This is a genomic window from Sorangiineae bacterium MSr12523 (assembly GCA_037157775.1).
GTDB lineage: Bacteria > Myxococcota_A > Polyangia > Polyangiales > Polyangiaceae > Pendulispora > Pendulispora brunnea.
The window spans coordinates 13,359,635-13,377,772 of record CP089982.1 but is presented as its reverse complement, the minus strand read 5'-3'; the positions used below and the strand labels follow the sequence as shown (position 1 = coordinate 13,377,772).

At 62.4% G+C, this 18,138-nt stretch carries 10 protein-coding genes and 1 tRNA gene; 4 read left to right on the top strand and 7 right to left on the bottom strand.

Annotated elements, in window-relative coordinates; all coding sequences use genetic code 11:
- Positions 1–46: 46 nt before the first annotated feature.
- Genes LZC95_53380 through LZC95_53370 form a run of 3 tightly spaced genes read right to left on the bottom strand, consistent with a single transcriptional unit; the run spans position 47 to position 11,484 of the window.
- Positions 47–934, bottom strand: coding sequence for a hypothetical protein (locus tag LZC95_53380; protein ID WXA95202.1), 888 nt, complete (start codon positions 932–934; stop codon positions 47–49).
- Positions 931–8,415, bottom strand: a complete 7,485-nt coding sequence (locus LZC95_53375; protein ID WXA95201.1) for an amino acid adenylation domain-containing protein — start codon at positions 8,413–8,415, stop codon at positions 931–933. The genes LZC95_53380 and LZC95_53375 overlap by 4 nt, the downstream gene beginning before the upstream one ends.
- A gap of 3 nt (positions 8,416–8,418) precedes the next feature.
- Positions 8,419–11,484, bottom strand: coding sequence for an amino acid adenylation domain-containing protein (locus LZC95_53370; protein WXA95200.1), 3,066 nt, complete (start codon positions 11,482–11,484; stop codon positions 8,419–8,421).
- Positions 11,485–11,773: 289 nt separating this feature from the next.
- Between LZC95_53370 and LZC95_53365 the strand changes: the two genes are divergently transcribed.
- Entirely contained in the window at positions 11,774–12,658 is an 885-nt protein-coding gene (locus LZC95_53365; GenBank protein WXA95199.1) for a bestrophin family protein, read from the top strand.
- A gap of 41 nt (positions 12,659–12,699) precedes the next feature.
- Positions 12,700–12,789: transfer RNA gene (locus LZC95_53360), tRNA-Ser, on the top strand.
- A 21-nt stretch (positions 12,790–12,810) separates the two neighbouring features.
- Here LZC95_53360 and LZC95_53355 read toward each other — a convergent pair.
- From LZC95_53355 to LZC95_53345, 3 genes are read right to left on the bottom strand one after another with little or no spacing between them, the layout of a single operon-like run.
- The gene (locus LZC95_53355) at positions 12,811–13,266 is read right to left on the bottom strand and encodes a DoxX family protein (protein ID WXA95198.1); all 456 of its coding nucleotides are present in this window, start codon (positions 13,264–13,266) and stop codon (positions 12,811–12,813) included.
- Positions 13,263–14,180 carry an NADP-dependent oxidoreductase gene (locus LZC95_53350; protein ID WXA95197.1) on the bottom strand — a complete coding sequence of 306 codons (918 nt, stop codon included), beginning with the start codon at positions 14,178–14,180 and terminating at the stop codon, positions 13,263–13,265. The genes LZC95_53355 and LZC95_53350 overlap by 4 nt, the downstream gene beginning before the upstream one ends.
- Entirely contained in the window at positions 14,180–14,641 is a 462-nt protein-coding gene (locus tag LZC95_53345; GenBank protein WXA95196.1) for an ester cyclase, read from the bottom strand. Before LZC95_53345 ends, LZC95_53350 begins: the two co-directional genes overlap by 1 nt.
- A 105-nt stretch (positions 14,642–14,746) precedes the next feature.
- On the opposite strand from LZC95_53345, the gene LZC95_53340 reads away from it, so the two are divergent.
- Positions 14,747–15,652, top strand: coding sequence for a LysR family transcriptional regulator (locus LZC95_53340; GenBank protein ID WXA95195.1), 906 nt, complete (start codon positions 14,747–14,749; stop codon positions 15,650–15,652).
- A gap of 102 nt (positions 15,653–15,754) precedes the next feature.
- Positions 15,755–17,065, top strand: coding sequence for an amidohydrolase family protein (locus LZC95_53335; protein ID WXA95194.1), 1,311 nt, complete (start codon positions 15,755–15,757; stop codon positions 17,063–17,065).
- A gap of 9 nt (positions 17,066–17,074) precedes the next feature.
- Here LZC95_53335 and LZC95_53330 read toward each other — a convergent pair whose 3' ends face one another.
- Positions 17,075–18,016, bottom strand: coding sequence for a PKD domain-containing protein (locus LZC95_53330; protein WXA95193.1), 942 nt, complete (start codon positions 18,014–18,016; stop codon positions 17,075–17,077).
- Positions 18,017–18,138: the final 122 nt, after the last annotated feature.

Genomic DNA, 18,138 nt, shown 5'->3' with positions numbered 1-18,138 from the left:
TTGTTCCCGAGGCGTCGTTTTCCGGTCCGGTAGACGGGCCCAAGCTTTAGCGCGCGTCGCCGAACCAGAGGCCTTCCGTGTCGGACTCCAAAACGGAGCGCAGGAACGGCTTGTCGTTGGCGACGTACAGGTTGGCGTCGATATAGGGCAGCCGCATGTCGCGGATACATTGTTCGGCGAAGTCGCTTCGGATGAGTCTTTTGTCCGCGACATTGGCCTCGAAGGCCTTCAGCTTGTCGAAGGCATTGCTTGCATGTTGCAACCATGAATGGTGAAAGCCCATGAAGCCCTCGGGACAGTGCACGGTGCGCACGAGGCCCTCGGAAATGCCCTTTTTGCGAAGGTAGTCGGCGGTGAAGGGCATCTTTCGAAAATAGCGACCGGTCATCGCGTAGGTGCGGTAGCTGAAATCGTTCGCACCGTGGCTCTTGTCGCAAAAGAGATTCAGGTAGAACACCGAAAAGTGGAGTCGCACGGTGATGACCTGATGGCGCTTCACGGCGTCGACGATGCGATCGGCCAAGCGGCTATCCAGGAATTCGTCGACGTCGGAAAGAATGACGATGTCGTCGTCGCCCACGGTGTCCTTGAGAAGACGGCAATGATTGCGCTGTACGGCCTCATTGCCATATCCAACGTTGTGCGCGAGCAGGTGCCAATACCAATCATCGAAGAGCTCGGCCTTGCACGTATCCGGGCGGTAATACGATGGGTCGGCGCGCAGGGGCTCGAAGTGCTCTTCGGCGCTCAGGCGATGGTATTTCACTTTGCGGCCCACGAGCGCCGTATCGAAGTTGAAGGGCTTGTCCTCGTAGCTGAACGTCTTGTTCGCTTCGCAGAAATGAAGCTCGTCGATCCAGTAGCCGGCCTCTTTGACCTTGAGCTCTGCGATTTTGCGTTCATTGAAGAAGGGGCAAAACTCGAATATTTTCATTGGGCGGCGCTCTGATGGTCGTCCGCTGGCAGGTGCTGGACGAGGCGTTGCAGGTGGCGTTCGAAGGCTCTGGAAAGCTCCTCGATGGTGTCGGCCCGGAAGTGAGCCTGGCTGTGATATATCGTCAATTGCAGGCCATCCGCATCGAGCGTGGCCGTTACATTCACGAGGTACGCCGAGGGGTTGTCCGGCGAGTGGGTCAGCCCCACCGGCAAGTGCAGCGGGGTGCAAAAGTCACCCGGTGCACGGTCCTGGTGATTCACGTAGTGAAACAACATGGGGTACGGGTGGTCGAGTCCTTCGTACCGTCCCGCCAAGGGCGGCATGAATCGCATGGCAAAATAGTCGAGCCCTCCTTTGGGGACACCGAGGAGCGTGTGCTTGACGTCCTGCGCGACCGCCGGAACGTCGCCCTCGGGGGACATGTCGATGCAAATAGGATAAGCGCCCGCGAAAAAGCCTATCGATTGCGCCAGGTCGACGTCGTCGAAAAAGGATTCCCGCTGGCTGCTCATCACGTAGAGCGGCAGCGACGTCCGTGGCTGGAGATCGCGGCAGGCGCAGCAAAATGCGGCCAACAGTAGATGAAAGGTATTCGCTTGGTAGGACTGGACCGCACGATGCAGGCTGGATACATCGTCGGCGCTGCGAAGAGGCCGCGTGATGTGGTGGACCATTTCCTTCTGCAGCGCATACGGCCGGGCGGTTTCATCGGGTAAGAAGGGCTGCCCACGCCTCGCCACGCCCTGCCAATGGGCGGCCGCTTCCGCGAAGGATTCCCCCTTTGCGTAGCGCCCCAAGTGCAAACACCATTCAGCATACGAGGTCGCGTGGTTGGCCGGGATGGGCTGGTTTCGGCAATGGCGTTGAAACTCGTCGAGGAAGATGTCCCAGGAGATGCCATCGAACACCAAATGATGAAACAGAAAGAGAAGGACCTGCTTGCGCCGATGCTGGTAATTCTCGAAGAGCAATACCTTGCACGAATGCCCTTCGGTGATGGCGAATTCGCCCTGAAGCGCGGCGCTGCGCGCGGAGATGGTGGCGTCGTGCTCCGACGGCGGGATGCTCGAGAGATCGACCCGCGCGAAGTACCGCCGGGGGTCGGGCATCCCGTAATGCTGCCGCCAGCGACCGGGGACATGCTCTTCGAAACGAACCGTGAGGATGCGATGCCGTTCCAGGATTCCGTGCAGGGCCTGCTGGATGACGGCGGGTGCGACGGGTTCGTTCAACGCTACGAGGAATGGGCTATTGAAGACATTGCGGTCCACCAAGCCTCGCTGGAAAAAGCGATATTGGACGGCCGACAAGGGAATGCCATCGTGCGTGCTCGCAATGGCACCGGTGTTCGGCTTGGTTTCCAGCTGCCGCACGACCCCCGTGGCGAGCTCGCGGATGGTCGGGTAGCGAAAGAGATCGCTTACCGAGAGCACCTGCCCGCGCTTCTGCAACAGGCTTACAATCTGCAGCGCCTTCAGCGAGTGCCCTCCCAGTGCATAGAAATTGTCGTCCACGCTCACCGCATCGAGCCCGAAAGCCTCGCACCATACGGCGGCCAGCGACTGCTCCACGGGTGAGCGTGGCTCGACGACCGCGTCGGAACGGGTCCGCGGCTCCGCGAGCGTCGCGAGCTTTCGCCGGTCGATTTTCCCTTGGGGGGTAAGGGGCAGCTGCGGCAATTGCACGAACCGATGGGGAATCATGTAATAGGGCAGCGTCTTCTCGAGATGCGCTCGCAGCGCTGCATCGTCCAGAGGCTCCGAGGCCGTGCAATAGGCGATGAACCGATGGTCCTTCACCACGACGGCACATTGCTGCACCCGCGGATCCTCCAGCAACCGCGCCTCGATTTCCCCGGGCTCGATTCGGAACCCTCGCAGCTTCACTTGCAGGTCGGCTCGCCCGATGAAGAGGAGCTCCTCATCGTCTTGCCATTTCACCAGATCCCCCGTCTTGTACATCACCGCACCGGGCACGAATGGATCGGGCACGAACCGCTGCGGCGTCGATTCCGCGTCGTTCCAATACCCCTGGCTCACCCCCTCCCCTGCGATGTACAGCTCACCGGGCACGCCAATGGGATTCAGCTCTTGGTTTGCATTGAAGACGTAGGCCCTCGTGTTGGCCAGTGGCCTTCCAATGGGGACCATTTCTCCAACCCGCTCGATGAGGTGGGCGCTGCTGAACACCGTGGTTTCCGTCGGGCCGTACACGTGCACGAGTTTGTCCGGCCCCAGATGGGCGAACGCCTTCTTCACGTGTGGGATGGAAACTTGTTCGCCGCCGAACAACACCTTCCGCAGCGGGCCAAAAATCGATGGATCGTGGTCGATGCACGCGTTGAACAGGGCCGTCGTGATGAACGACACGCTGATACCGGACTCCCGGATCACCGCGGCCAATCGCTCGGGATCGGTGATGTCCTCCGTTCGGGGCAATACCAACGTGGCGCCGTTGAGCAATGCTCCAAAAATGTCGAACACGGAGCCGTCGAAGGCATAATTCGAGAGCTGCAGAATTCTATCCCCAGGCTCGATGGCGATGTAATTCGTTTGCACCACCGTTCGAATCACATTGTGATGCGAAACCGCAATTCCCTTGGGTGCACCCGTCGAACCGGAGGTGTACATGATGTACGCAGGTCCACTGGGCGGCCCCACCGGCGGAACGTTGGACCGGCCTGCGCGCGCACCCTCCGCGTGGACCATGGCGGTCGTCAGGCATACGCGTGCGCCGCTGTCGCGCACGATCGATTGAATTCGCTCCTGCGGGTAGCCGGGGTCGATGGGAACGTACGTGGCACCTATCCTTAGAATGGCCCAGATGCCGACGACCATCTCCAGTGAGCGCTCCGTCAGCATCGCAACGCGCGTGCCCGGGATCACGTCGAGATCCAACAGCCGTTCGGCAAGGGACTCGGCACGCGCGTGCAGTTCTTCGTAGGTCAGGGCCGCGTCGCCAAAACGCACGGCAATATGCCGCGGTTGCTGCTGCACGCGCGATTCGAAAAGTTGATACAGCGATTTCTCTTTGGGGTACGCCGTGGCGGGAGGATTGAATCCATGAACGAGTCGGGTCGCATCGGCCTCCGTGAGCCACGCGAGGGAGCGGAGCGGCTTTTCCGACTGCAGCACGATGTCCGACAGCAGACACACGAAGGACTCCGCCATGCGCCGGATGGTGCTCTCTTCGAAAAGGGCGGTGGCATATGTAAAGGAGAGATGAATCTCGTTGGCGTACTCGAACGCCTCGACCGTCAAATCCACCTTGGCCGACGCGTCGGGCAGCGGATACGGCACAATGTGCAAACCTTCGATGTTTAGGACGGCCGGCCCGGTGGTTTGAAATACGAAAATGGTATCGAAAATAGGATTTCTCGACGGGTCCCTCTCCCCTTGCAACGCATGCACGAGGCGTTCGAAGGGGTAGTCCTGGCATTCGAACGCGGATACCGCGGCCATTTTGATGCCTTGGACGTAATCCGCGAAGGGAATGTCCGGGGTGGGACGGGTCCTCCAGGGAATCATGTTGACGAACATCCCGGCAATCGCCTGCAGATCGGGGTGCGTGCGGTTGGCGACGGGCACGCCCACGATCAGGTCGTCTTGCCCGGAGTACTTGTGCAGCAGCACGGTGTACGCCGCAAATAGGAGCGTGAACAACGTCGTTTGGTGCGCCGCCGCGCACTCGCGCAATTGGCGCGTTCGTTCCGCGCTCAGTCGAACGGCCACGGTATGGCCCTCGAAGCTCGCTTCGGAAGGCCGCGGGCGATCGAGCGGCAGCTCCAAGACGGGCAATGGCCCTTTCAGGTGCTCCAACCAGTGTAGCTCCTGCGCCCGATACTGGCCTTCCTCCCATTGGCGTTGCTGCCAGACGGCATAATCTCGGTATTGCAAGGGGCACGGGTCCAATGACTCGTCCCGATAGAGCTGCCCAATTTCGCGCATGAGCAGCGCTTCGGTGACGCCGTCCGACACGATATGATGATTGGCCAGCACGAGCACGTGCCGCTCGGGGTCTACGGTCAACAGGCACGCCCGGAAGAGCGGTGGGGTGGCAAGGTCATAGGCTTCCCGAAGTATCGACGCGATCGCCGGAACGTCGGCCGCCGTTCCTTCTTCGCGAACGAGATGAAAATCGACACAGTCCACGACCTTTTTGACGGGCACGCCGTCTTGCAGCACGTACGCACTCCGAAATGCCTCGTGCCGCTGCACGAGGGCGCGAAGGGCGCGCTCCAGTCGATCGGCGTCGAGAGTGCCCTCGACGAGCATGGGAAAAATGGAGTGGTAGCCATGATTTCCCTTGGTCGCATGTTGGTGCACGTACACCATGCGCTCGGAAAAGCTCAATGGATAATACGCTTGCCTCGTGCTGCTCGGCACCGGGCTCCAATGGTGCGCCTGGCCCCTCGGATTGCTGGAGAGGCGCGTGGCCAGCCCCGCAATGGTGGGATGCTCGAAGATGTCACGCAGCGGAATGGCCACGTGCAACGCTTGCTCGAGTCGACTGGACAAAATTGCCGCGGTCAACGAGTGGCCACCGCTTTCGAAAAAGCTCCGATGGATATCCACGCACGGTGGATTCAATAGCTCTTTCCAAATCGCCGCAATCGCCTTCTCGTCCTCCGTGACGGGAGGATGCACTGGGCCGTCCGTCGTCTCTATCAGTGCGGGCAATGGCAAACGCCGGCGGTCAATCTTGCCATTGGCATCGAGGGAAAAAGCCTCCACCATGGCGAGGGAGGTCGGGACCATGTAGGAGGGCAAGCGGCGACTCGCATAGGCGGTCAGCTCGTCGGGCGTGGGAGCGCCACCGCGGATACAGGCATAGAGAGCCTGCAAATATTTGTCGCCCCGACCATCTTGGCGAACGAGCACTACCGCCGCCTTCACCCCGGGGTGGCTCTGGAGCGCGGCCTCGATCTCCTCGGGCTCGATCCGCATGCCGCGAATCTTCGTTTGCCGATCCTTTCGGCCGATGAATTCGATGGTGCCGTCGTCGCGCCACTTGGCAATATCGCCGGTGCGGTAGACGCGTTCGCCGGAGATGACGACGAATTTTTGCGCCGTGAGCGCTTCGTCCAAATACCCCGCGGCCAGGCCATCCCCTGCGATGCATACCTCGCCTGCCACGCCCACGGGCACGGGGGAGCGGCCATTCAGAATGGAGACCCTGGTATTCGACAACGGGTATCCAATGGGGATGCCGGCCGCGTCCTCCGTCACATGATCAACGGGGTAATACGTCGCAAAGACGGTGCTCTCCGTGGGGCCGTACATGTGCAGCAACCTGCCGCGACCGAGCTGCGCCACGGCTTTGCGCATGTGATGGACCGAGGCGCGCTCCCCGCCCGTCAGGATCTTGCGCAATCCGGTCATGGCCTCGAGCTTCTCGTCCACCATGGCATTGAACAGTGCCGCCGTCATGAAGGCGATGGATACGCGTTCGTCGCCAAGCAGCGTGGCGATGCGGCCCAGGTCTCGCCGAGAATCCTCGTCGGCCACGACCAAGGTGGCGCCATGAAGCAGAGCTCCGAACACTTCGAACAGCGAGGCATCGAAGGCGTAACTTGCCAATTGGAGCAGCCGGTCCGACGGATGCACCGTAAGATAATTGGCATTCGCGAGGGTCCGGACGACATTGTAGTGCCGCACCAGGGTACCCTTCGGATTTCCCGTGGAACCGGAGGTGTAAAACACGCATGCGGGTGCCGCCGGGTCAGGTTCCTCGGGCGTTTGCCATGCGTCGGCGGGGTAGCGTTCGGCCTGACCCAGCTCGACGATCTCGACGTTTCGTAGCTGCGAGGGCGCAGGAAGTTGCGTCAGCAACAACTTCGCATCGCTCGATCGGAGCATGTGCGCGATCCTCTCGACCGGGAAGCTCGGCTCGATGGGCAGGTAGGCGCACGCGGCCTTGAGAATGCCCAGCAGGGCGGCGATCATCTCGAGCGAGGGCTGGGCCAGCAGCGCGACGACGTCGCCCGGGGCGGCGCCACGCGCCCGCAGCAGATTGGTCACACGGTTGGCCCTCGCGTCGAGCTCGCGATAGTCGATCGTCTCGTTCCGATATCGCATCGCCGGATGATCCGGTGTTCGCGCGACCTGCTCTTCGAAGAGCCGATCGATTGTCCTCCAAGGATAGCTGCGCGCCGTATCATTGAACGACGCCAGTTGGTGCCGCTCCTCGATCGAGAGAATGTCCATGTCGCCCAGACGCGCATCGGGCGAGTCAACGAGCACGTCGAGCACGCGCCGGTAGTGATCGGCCATCCGGACGACGGTCGAGGCCTCGAACGAGGCCGTGGCATACTCGATGGTAAAACTCAGTTGGTCATCGGTCTCCAGCAGACCGAAGGTAAGGTCCACCTCCGCCTTGTCGTGGACGAACTCGCGGGGCGCCACCTCGAGTTCTCCGTAGGTTGCCGTTTGCAGGCGATGATGGAAAAACAAAACGTCGTACAAGGGATTGCGGCTCGGGTCCCGCGGCGGCTGCAGCTTTTCCACCAGATATCGCACATCGTAGAGAAAGTGCCGACGGGCCTCGCGCGCATCGTCGCGAACCTCGGCCAGCAACGTTCGCGCGACCTTGTCCGGATGAACGTGCGCGCGAATGGGCAATGTGTTGATGAACAGCCCCACGAGCTCCGCCATATCGTCCCGAGGCCGAACCTCGTGGGGCACACCGACGATGATGTCTTCTTGAAAGCTGTATTTGCCCAGCAACACGAACAAGGCCGCAAGCGCGAGGTCGCGCAGCGAAATACCCTGCGACGCCGAAAACGCGCGCAACGCATCGGACCGTTCTTTCCCCATGGGGAAGTGGCGAATCGTGCCGCGAAAATCGAAAACGGCGGGCCTTTGACGATCGGCCGGAAGTTGCAATACGGGAAGCTCACCCGCGAATTTCGAGAGCCAAAAGTCCTCCTCGCTCCGCAACTGGGCAACGGTCGCATGCTCCGCTAGCCACTCCGCGTGCGCCTTGTAAGATGCACCAAGCTCGGGAAGCGGCATTCCGTGGTACAGCCGAAACAAATCACGAACGAGGATGTCCTCCGACCGAAGATCGGAAACGATATGGTGCAGATCCAATACGAGGACGTACTCGGAGACCGCGTCCAGACGAAAGACCGCAGCCCTCAGCAGCGGTGCCTGCTCCAGCGAAAAAGGCCTTATGAAATCGGAAATCTTCTCCGGGACGTCTTCGGCGGCCACGCCCTCGACGTAGGTCAACTCGAAGAACGAAACATCGTGAATCTCTTGCACCGGCTCGGTGCCGCGCAGGCAAAACGCCGCACGGAGCTGCTCGTGCCGCTGCACCAACTGCAGAAAGGCGCGTTCCAGCCGCTGGGGATCCACGTTTCCGCGGATGGTCCGTACGACGGGCGAATTGTAGGCGGTACTGCCCGGATTCAGTCGGTGAATGATCCACATCCGCTGCTGCGAGGGCGTGAGCGGATACTTGCCAGGCGATGCCATTGGTTAGGGCAACTCCGACGCGGCATGTTCGAAGCATGCTCGAATTCGAGCGACGTCCACCGCGCAGCTCGTGCGAAATGAGCAAACCAGCGTATCGGAACATACGGTGGTAATGCCATTGAGCAGGGTTTGAATCGGCAATGGGTGCGGCTCCACCCGACACGTCTCCTCGACGGGGGTGTCGTCCACGTTGCCCAGGAAATTGAACATCAAGATATCGAAGTCCTCGAACCCTTCTCCCGCGTCCATCAGCCGGGCCACCTCGGGCCACAGCGCCCGCGCGGCGGGATCCAACAGCAGGTGCAGGAAGTTCAAATTGTGCTTTTTCAGCAGGTCCATCCGCTCCACGACGGACCCGGTGATCTCCTGGGACGAGAAGCGCGCATCCACGAGCAGGGGTACGGCATCCGTGAATTCACCCACGGTATCGTAATATCGCCGGCCTTCGTACTGCCGCCCCTCCGTCACGAACAGCAGGGGCAATGAATCCATCTGCAGGTAGCGTTGGAGGCCCTTGGCATGAACAGTGAGTGCCACCTCCAGGGTATTCTCCACTTGCCATGCGCTCCGCAGGGGTAGCACGATATTGAAATTGGTCGCCGAGTGCGACGCCGTCGCCGTGACCAAGCGCTTGGCGGTTTGTTTGGCTTCGTAAAACTTGCGAAGACGGAACGACTGCACGATGTGCTGCATGCCAATGCCCTGCGGACCGCGGGCCAATTGGCGCGTGTAATCTTCGAACGACGGGGAAGCCTCGGTGCGCGGGGGTCGTCCTTGAAGCGCATCCTCGTAGTGTCGCATCAGGTGACGCGTGAGAATCTCTTGCGTGACCTTGTCGAGGATCACGTGGCTTACGATCCACGCCAGGAAGTGCTCGTTGCCGTTTCGCCGCACCAACACGAGCTGGTGGAGTATCTGCGCCCCCTTGTACACGCGCGTAGCGACCTGCTCGACCCGCGCCTGCACGGCGGACGTGGAGCCCGCGTACTCCGCGAGGTCGATCACCGGAATCGACGGCAACTCCTCCGCGCGGTGTTCGTATTCGCGCCAAACGTGCCGCTCGCCCGATTCGACGGCCGCGCTTCGCAGCAATCCGTGCTGCGCGATCAAAGCGGCATAGGCTCTCTGCAGGGCAGGTAGTTCCACCGCGCCTTTCAGCGGATGCATGGCAAAACAGGCGGGCGTCTCGAAGCCAATTTGCAATTGTTGCATTGCGCAGAGCGGATACTCTTTCGCCACGACCGTGCTGGTGAGGATTTGGTCATTGTGCGCGAGCGACGGATCCAAAAGGCGCCGCACGGCCTCGACGTCGAGTTGCTCCAACGGTCGCAGCCCCGTGCCAGTATCCTGCGAAGCGGCGGGCTCCCGTGCTGGCAGGGGCAACACCTCCGCCAACAGGCGCTCGATGGTTTGACAATGCAGAATGTCCCGCGTCGTCACGGAGAATCCCGCGCGCTTCAACCGCGCTGCCAACGTGATCGCGTTGAGCGAATTGCCCCCAATGTCGGAAAAGCCCTCGTCCGCGCCCACTTCGGGTACGCCGAGCACCTCGGCGAAAATCCGATGCAAGGTCTCCTCGCGCGCCGTACGCGCCGGCACGCGCGGACCGGGGTGCGCCCCTTCGCCGGCATCGCTCGCCAACTTTTGTCGATCGACCTTTCCATTCGCGGTGAGGGGCAAGCGCGGCAGGTGCACGAACCGCTCGGGAATCATGTAATAAGGCAAGGTCGTACGAAGGTGCGCCTTCAAGGCATCGCCGTCCACGACCTCCGCCGTCGTAACGAATGCAATGAGCTTTTGCGCCTTCAGCACCACGACGCATTGCTTCACCTGCGGATGCTCCATTAAGCGCGTTTCGATCTCTCCGAGCTCGATTCGGAATCCTCGCACCTTCACCTGCTGGTCGACCCGCCCGATGAAAACGAGCTCCCCGTCCTCTTGCCACTTCACCAGATCGCCACTCTTGTACATCAGCGGCAGCGTGTTGGCCTCGCCTCGGGCGACGAACGGATCCGGCACGAACCGCTGACGCGTTAGCTCCGCATCCCTCCAATAGCCTTGGCTCACCCCCTCCCCTGCGATGTACAGCTCACCGGGCTCGCCGATCGGACTCGGCTCTCGATTTGCATCGAGAACGTAGAGGCGCGTATTGGCCACGGCTTTTCCAATGGGAACCGTCTCCCCAACGCGCTCGATCGTGTGGGCGCTGCAGATCACCGTGGTTTCGGTCGGGCCGTATACGTGCACCAGTTTTCCCGGCCCGAGATGCTCGAATGCCCTTTTCACATGTGGGACAGAAGCCTGCTCACCGCCGAACAGCACTTTTCGCACCGAATCGAAAATCGAGGGATCGTAGTCGATGCACACATTGAACAACGCCGTCGTAAGGACCAACACGCTGATGCCGGAATCGCGGATCACCGCGGCCAGCCTCTCGGGATCGGCAACATCGTCCCGTTGGGCCAACACCAACGTGGCGCCGTTGAGCAGTGCGCCGAAAATGTTGAACACCGACCCATCGAAGGCGTAGTTCAACAATTGCAAAAGGCAGTCCTTTGCATCGATATCGATGTAATTGGGTCGAGCCACGGTTCGGATCACATTGTGATGCGTCACCGCAACCCCCTTTGGCGCACCCGTCGAGCCCGACGTGTAGATGATGTACGCCGGCCCCGCGGCAGGCCCCGCGGGTGGAAGGACTGCCCGGCCCGGTGGCGCGTCCTGCGCGAGAAACGGCACCGTCAGGTGAACGAGCGCCCCACTGTCGCGCAGAATCGATTGAATCCGTTCCTGCGGATACTCGGGATCGATGGGCACGTAAGCGGCTCCAATCCGCAAAATGGCCCAAATGCCCACGATCATCTCCAGGGAACGCTCCGTCAGCATCGCAACGGGCATGCCCGGCGTCACACCGAGATCCAGCAGCCTCGCCGCATGGAACTCGGCCCGCTCGTGCAATTCCGAATAGGTCAGCGCCTGGGCCCCGAAGCGCACGGCGATGCGTTGCGGATACCGTCGCACACATGCTTGGAAAAGCTGATAGAGCGATTCTGCGTCAGACGCAGCCATTCAAAACGAAATAGGGCGGGGCGGAATGTCCTGCAAGCCTGGTATTGGAAAGGCCCAGTGTGTCGCGCCAGTTCTCCAATCCGGAGATTTGCTGTCCGAATGACGTCATCTCAAATCGAATATGTGACAATTGAGAACGGCGAATGGCATTTACGAATACGAGATGGCGAGGGCGAACATCCGCACGTCCAGTGATCCGTCCCAGCCAACGCACCTTTCAGCACGGCATGAAGATGAGCTCGCTTTGTCCGCTTGACAGGGATGCGGCCTTCAACGCAACGCTCGAGCCGTGATTGATTACGAGGCGAAAAACTGGCTCGCGGTGGCCTTCCGCTTTCGCGGGACGATTGGCCCGCGGCTTCTCGGCCGTGTGCTCATCGTGGGCGTGGTGGGCTTTCTGGCCGCGGGGCTCAATGCCAGCGTCGGGTTCAAGATCCCGGCCATTGCCCATACCCTGATCGGCGTCGCGCTTGGCTTGCTCCTCGTCTTTCGGACCAATGCCTCGTACGACCGTTACTGGGAAGGGCGAAAGCTCCTCGGCACCATGGTCAATCGCTCGCGCGACATGGCGCGGCAGGTGGCGGCTTTCGTCGGCACCCGCCAGGAGCCCGAGGTGCAGCGCGCGGTCGAGGATGTCCAACGTTACCTGAGCGCGTTCTTCGCACTCGCGGTGCAAAGCCTCCGCTCCCAGCGCGATTTGAGCGCGCTGGGCGAACGGCTCACGCCCGAGGAACGGGCCATCTTGGAACCGAAGAAGGCGCGCGCGCCGGTCGTGGCCTCGTTTCTGTCGAAGCGCATCGAGGACCTCGCCCGCCGCGGGGTGCTCGCACCACACCATGTGCTGCTGCTCGACCCGAACATCACGGCGCTCCTCGATGCCCTCGGCGGCTGCGAGCGCATCGTCCGTACCCCCATCCCCTTCGCGTACGCCCAGCACATTAAGCTGGCGGTGTTGCTCTTCACCCTCACGGTTCCTTTTGCCATGGCGGACGCGACGAGGTGGTACACACCCATGGCCAGCGCCATTCTGGCCTTCGCCCTCATTGGCATCGACGAAATCGGCGTAGAAATCGAGGATCCCTTCGGGGAAGATCCCAACGATCTGCCTATCGACCGCCTCGCCGAGACCATTGCCAGCAGCGCCGAGGACATCTTGCACACACGGGCGCTGTAGAGCCTTGACAATGCATCGGTGAATCGACGAAGGTGGCCGGCGGAGAGATGACCGAGAGGCCGAAGGTGCCTGATTCGAAATCAGGTGTGCCCGCAAGGGTACCAGGGGTTCGAATCCCCTTCTCTCCGCCAGGCACCATCTGAAGGTGCATCCTAGAGTCGGGCCGCGTTGGCAGCCGACCCTACGGTTGCATCGCTCCGACGGCGCATCATCGCATCGATGCTGTAGGGGCCCGCGCCCGAGAGGGCGAGCGTCAAGGCACCGCAGACGTAGAGGGCGCAGAGCTCTCCGTGCTCGGCCTGAGGACCAAAGAACTCCAGGTGGTGCACGAAGAGCCACGCCACCGCGACGTTGCCTGCCACATAGGCAGCGGCCAGCCGCGTTCCCGCCCCCGCCGCGATGAGCAGCGAGGCAATGCCATCCGACAAGAGTGCGATGACGAGGCTCGGCACGCGACCCATGTGGAATGGATCGGGAAAGCGCGCGGCCATTTCGGAGAAGCCCGTGAGCTTCTCCACGCCGTGCCGCAAGAACAGGCTCATGCCCAGGCCCACGCGAAGTACGAGAAGGGCCACGGCGGGGTTTGCGCGCAGTGCGTTCAGGTTCATGGCTGCAACACCACCTTTCCGCGAGCCTTTCCCGAGGCCACCCGCGCGATGGCCTCCGGGCCGGCCTCGAGCGGCATCACGCAGTCGATCGACGGCTTGATCTGGTGCGCCGCGCAGTAATTCGTGGCCACGGCGAAGCGCGAACCATTCGATTCGTGGAAAACGAAGCGCGCGTCGATGCCACGGGTGCGCCCCATATCTCCGTCCGGCGGTTGCACGATGGATGCGAGCATTCCCGCGTCGCGGATGACGTCGAACAGCCGATGCTGCCCTTCACCGCCCGCCGTGTCGAAGACGACGTCGACGTCGTCGAGATCGAGCTTGCCCTCGGCATCGAATACGCGCTCGGCGCCGAGTCGTTTTGCGAACTCGAGGCCGCGGGCGTGCGCCGTCGCAAAAACCCGCGCACCGATGGAGGCGGCGAGCCGCACGGCCATTCCTCCGACGCCGCCGGCGCCGCCCGTCACGAGCAGGCGCGTCGATGCGTTGATCTGGGCGACCTCGAACAGCCCTTGCCACGCCGTGCCTCCGATGGTGCCGAAGGCGGCGGCCTCCTCGAAGCCAAACTGCGTCGGCACGGGGACGACGAGCCACGAAGGTACGACGGCACACTCCGCGAAGGCTCCTCCCATCGTCGCTTCGATTCGGGCCATGACGCGATCGCCCGGGCGAAACGCGGTCACGCGGGCCCCCACCGATTCGACCGTGCCCGCGAGATCGGTTCCCACGACGTAAGGGAGCTTTAGCGGGAAGACGTCTCGGAAGTAGCCCCGAGCGAGCTTTGCATCGAGCGGATTGACCGCGGCAGCGGCCACGCGCACCAAGACATCGTCGGGCCCCGGAGTCGGTGCGGCAACGTCGTCCAAGGAGATGTGTTGCTCGCCATGATAGCCGTGCAGGCGAAGCGCCTTCATCACGCACTCTCCGGGTGAAGGGAGCGAGCCGGAGGCCACGCTCCGATTTGGAGAAGCATTCCGAACCAATCCTCGAGGTGCCATGTGCGCTTGATGCGGCCGTTGTCCATCTCGTGGAATTCGTGGAGGGCCACCGAGATGGGCCGGTTCGTCGCGGCAATCCCGAAGAACTCGCCGCGGTGCGTGCCCGTGATTTTGGCGCGAACGCCAATGCGACCGTGAGAACCAATGACGTCCTCCACGTGGATGCGCAGGTCCGGGAAGGCCGCCACGATGGACTGGAGAATCGGCTTGAGGCCATCGGGGCCCGGGCCCTGACCGGGTGCCAGAGGAATGTCCTCCCAATCCGGCGTCACCGCCTCGTCGAGAAGCTCGGGTTTCTTGTCGCTGAACGCGCGGTAGAACGTCTGCACGATCTGCAGATCGCCCGCCGCGAGCCCGTTTGGGGTCGTCGCACGCATGATGGGGACTCCGTTTTTCGAGGTCGACGGCTGCCGACGAAAGGAAGCTAGGTACGGCCCCGACATCTTCCCAATCGATAATTGATATGCTTGCGCATCCACGACATGGATATGCACGGCATCGATCTCAATTTGCTCGTCGCCTTCGACGCGCTCATGGCCGAACGCAACGTCACGCGGGCGGGCGCGCGGATCGGTCGGACGCAGCCCGCGATGAGTGCGGCGCTCTCTCGCCTGCGCGCGCTCTTTCACGACGAGCTCTTCGTGCGCAGTCCGACCGGGCTGCAGCCCACGCCGCGGGCGCTGGATCTCAGTACCCCGCTGTCCGATGCCCTTGCGCAGATCCAACGCACGCTCGATTTCACACAGGCCTTCGAGCCCGCGGCCTCGAAGGCGACGTTCACCCTCGCGCTCTCGGACCATCCCGCATTCGTGGTCCTGCCCCGTCTCGTCCGACGCATCGAGGTGGAGGCGCCTGGGGTGGTGGTGCACGTGCGCGGCTTCACCGATCGGCAGCAGGCCGAGGAGCTCCTCGAAAGCGGCGCCGCGCACGCAGCGGTGGGCGTTCCGGCCCGTTGGGGGACCAATGTCATCAGCCAGCCGCTCTTTCAGGAGCGCTTCGTGAGCGTCGTGCGCGAGGGTCATCCTCTTTTGGCCAAGAAAGTGACGTTGAAGCGCTTTCTCGCGTACCCGCACCTCTTGGTCTCTCCCGAGGGAGACCGGCGTGGCCACGTCGATGAGAAGCTGGCGGAACTCGGACTATCGCGGCGATTGGGTCTTTCGCTGCCGCACATGTTCGCTGCGCCGGGCATCGTGGCCTCCTCCGATCTGGTCGCAACGCTCATGAAGAGCGTGGTGGAACACGCCGCCGCGGCCTTTCCGCTCCATGTCTTCGAACCACCGCTGGCGTTGCCCATCACGACCTTCGTGCTCGCGTGGCACAGGCGCAACGATGCGCACCCGGCACAACGCTGGCTCCGCGACATGCTCGCGGAGGTCTGTCGCCGTTAGCCAATTCGCTTGGAGAGCTTGACGAAGAGGCTCGGGCGATCTACGACTTAGAAAGCTTTTCATAAAGCTTTCTATCAACCTTTTCGACGAGGAATTACCATCATGACGCAACGAACCCTCATCCGCGGCGGCTGGATTGTCCGCACCGACGAATCCGCGGCGGACCTTCCACATGGAGATCTCCTCGTCGAGAACGGTACGATCGCAGCCATCGGTCCCTCGCTCGCGGCCGATGATGCAGAGATCCTCGACGCCTCCGGCATGCTGGTGCTCCCCGGCTTCGTCGACACGCACCGCCACACGTGGCAGACGACCCTACGGCACCGTGGCGGCGATTGGTCGCTCGGGGACTATTTCGCGCAAGCTATGGTTGCCGCCGGCCGACGCACGCGCCCGGAGGATGTGTACGCCGGCACGCTATTCGGTGCGCTGACGGCCATCGACAGCGGCGTCACCACCTTGCTCGATTGGTCGCGTATCCAGAACTCGCCGGCCCACGCGGATGCTGCCGTCGCCGCACTCGCCGACTCGGGACTTCGCGCCGTCTTCGGCCATGGTGGCACGTTCATCGAGCCGCCGCCGGGGAGCGATCCCGCGGCGCGACGGCATTCGGCCGACATTCGCAGGCTGCGTCGTGAGCGGTTCACCAGCGACGATGGGCTCCTCACCTTGGCTATGGCCGCAAGTGGTCCGGACTTCAGCAGCGACGTGGCCATGGCCGAGGACTTCGCGCTCGCACGCGAGCTCGGGGTCCGCATTACGACGCATGTCGCGGTCGGCGAACCGGGGCCAGAAAATCGAGGCATCGAGCGAATGCACGCCGCCGGCTTGCTCCGCCCGGACATCACCGTCGTCCATGGCGCCGGTGCCACGGACCACGCGCTGAAGCTTTTGGCCGATCACGGCGTTACCGTGTCGGTCTCCGCGCAAATCGAGCTCGGGATGGACGGCCTCGCCGTGCCTGTCCTGGGGCGCATGTTGGCGGCCGGGCTCACCCCCAGTTTGAGCATCGACAGCGAAACGGCCGCCGGCGGTGACATGTTCACCCAAATGCGCACCGCCTTCGCCGTCGCACGGCGCGATCGACTCGAGTCGCGTAAGGCGCGCGTTTCCGCACGCGACGTTCTGCGCTGGGCCACATTGCAAGGGGCACGGGCCACGGGCTTGGAGCGCCGCACCGGCTCACTGAGCCCGGGCAAGGCCGCGGACATTCTTTTGATCCGCGCCACGGACGTCAACCTCGCACCACTGAGTTCCCCCGCGGATGCCATCGTGCTCGCAGCGCACCCCGGCAACGTCGACACGGTGTTGGTCGAGGGTCGCGTTCTCAAACGCGGCGGGCGCCTCGAGGCCGATCTCGAGCGCGCCCGCCGCCTGGTGCAAGCCTCGCACGAATACGTGCTTGGCGCGTAATTCGCCGGGTTACTGCGCCGTGATCTTCACGGTGACGGCCGCGCTGTTTTCGAGCTCGTCGTTCACCACCAGCTCGATCGCGTACTCGCCCGCCTTGTCGGCCGTGAAGGTGGGCTTCTTCGCGGTGGCGTCGTTCAGCGCGGCGGCGCTGCCCGCCGGCTTGGACTTGAGGGTCCACTTGTAGGTCAGCACATCGCCCTGGTCGGCGTCGGAGCTCGCGCTGCCGTCGAGCGTGACCGAGGCATTGACCGCAACGCTTTGCGCGGCGCCCGCATTGGCAACCGGTTTCGTGTTCGTCGCCACGGCCTTGATCTTCACCTCGGCCGCGCCGCTGTCCGCCTTGCCATCGTTCACGATGAGCGAAGCGATGTATTCGCCGGCAAGATCGGCCTTGAACTTCGGCTTGGCCGCCGCCGTGTCGGCGAAGGCCGCATTGCTGTTCGCCGGCTTCGTCCCCAGCGCCCATTTGTACGTGAGCGCGTCACCCTGATCGGGATCGGAGCTCTGCGAACCATCGAGCACCACGTCGGAGCCCACCAGGACCTTGGTGGGTCCCAATGCCCTGGACGTCGGCTTTCCGTTCTGACCTTCGGGCGTGGCCGTAACCTTCACCGTCGCCTTACCGGAAGCCTGTCCATCGCTCACCGTCAGCTCGATTTCGTACTCGCCGGGAAAGGCGGGCGTCAAACTCGGCTTGTCCGTCGTTTCCTCGATCTTGAGCGTGCTCCCCTGCGGTTGCTTGGTGACGGCCCACTTGAACGTGAGTTTGTCACCGTCCGGATCTTTGCTCTTCGATCCATCGAGCGTCACCTTCTGATTCACTTTGACGGATTGGGCCGTCCCTGCATTGGCGGTGGGCGCCTGATTGTCATCGTCGTCGTTGCTGCAGCCGACCAAAACCAGCGTTCCAAGCAATGCACAAGCAGCGACCTTACCAAAATAAATCGTCATTTTGAGATGCCTCCAAAGAAGAGCAAGTGTCCCCCCGTGAATGTCGCGATATCCGATTTGCGATCAAAGAAAATGAAACGAAGACCAATTCGCGGTTACTGCGAGCCGAATCATGAATTCGC

Excerpts from the sequence above, each read along its gene's own strand:
- LZC95_53380 (WXA95202.1), bottom strand. The coding sequence starts at position 934 with ATGAAAATATTCGAGTTTTGCCCCTTCTTCAATGAACGCAAAATCGCA.
- LZC95_53375 (WXA95201.1), bottom strand. The coding sequence starts at position 8,415 with ATGGCATCGCCTGGCAAGTATCCGCTCACGCCCTCGCAGCAGCGGATG.
- LZC95_53370 (WXA95200.1), bottom strand. The coding sequence starts at position 11,484 with ATGGCTGCGTCTGACGCAGAATCGCTCTATCAGCTTTTCCAAGCATGT.
- LZC95_53355 (WXA95198.1), bottom strand. The coding sequence starts at position 13,266 with ATGAACCTGAACGCACTGCGCGCAAACCCCGCCGTGGCCCTTCTCGTA.
- LZC95_53350 (WXA95197.1), bottom strand. The coding sequence starts at position 14,180 with ATGAAGGCGCTTCGCCTGCACGGCTATCATGGCGAGCAACACATCTCC.
- LZC95_53345 (WXA95196.1), bottom strand. The coding sequence starts at position 14,641 with ATGCGTGCGACGACCCCAAACGGGCTCGCGGCGGGCGATCTGCAGATC.
- LZC95_53340 (WXA95195.1), top strand. The coding sequence starts at position 14,747 with ATGGATATGCACGGCATCGATCTCAATTTGCTCGTCGCCTTCGACGCG.
- LZC95_53335 (WXA95194.1), top strand. The coding sequence starts at position 15,755 with ATGACGCAACGAACCCTCATCCGCGGCGGCTGGATTGTCCGCACCGAC.
- LZC95_53330 (WXA95193.1), bottom strand. The coding sequence starts at position 18,016 with ATGACGATTTATTTTGGTAAGGTCGCTGCTTGTGCATTGCTTGGAACG.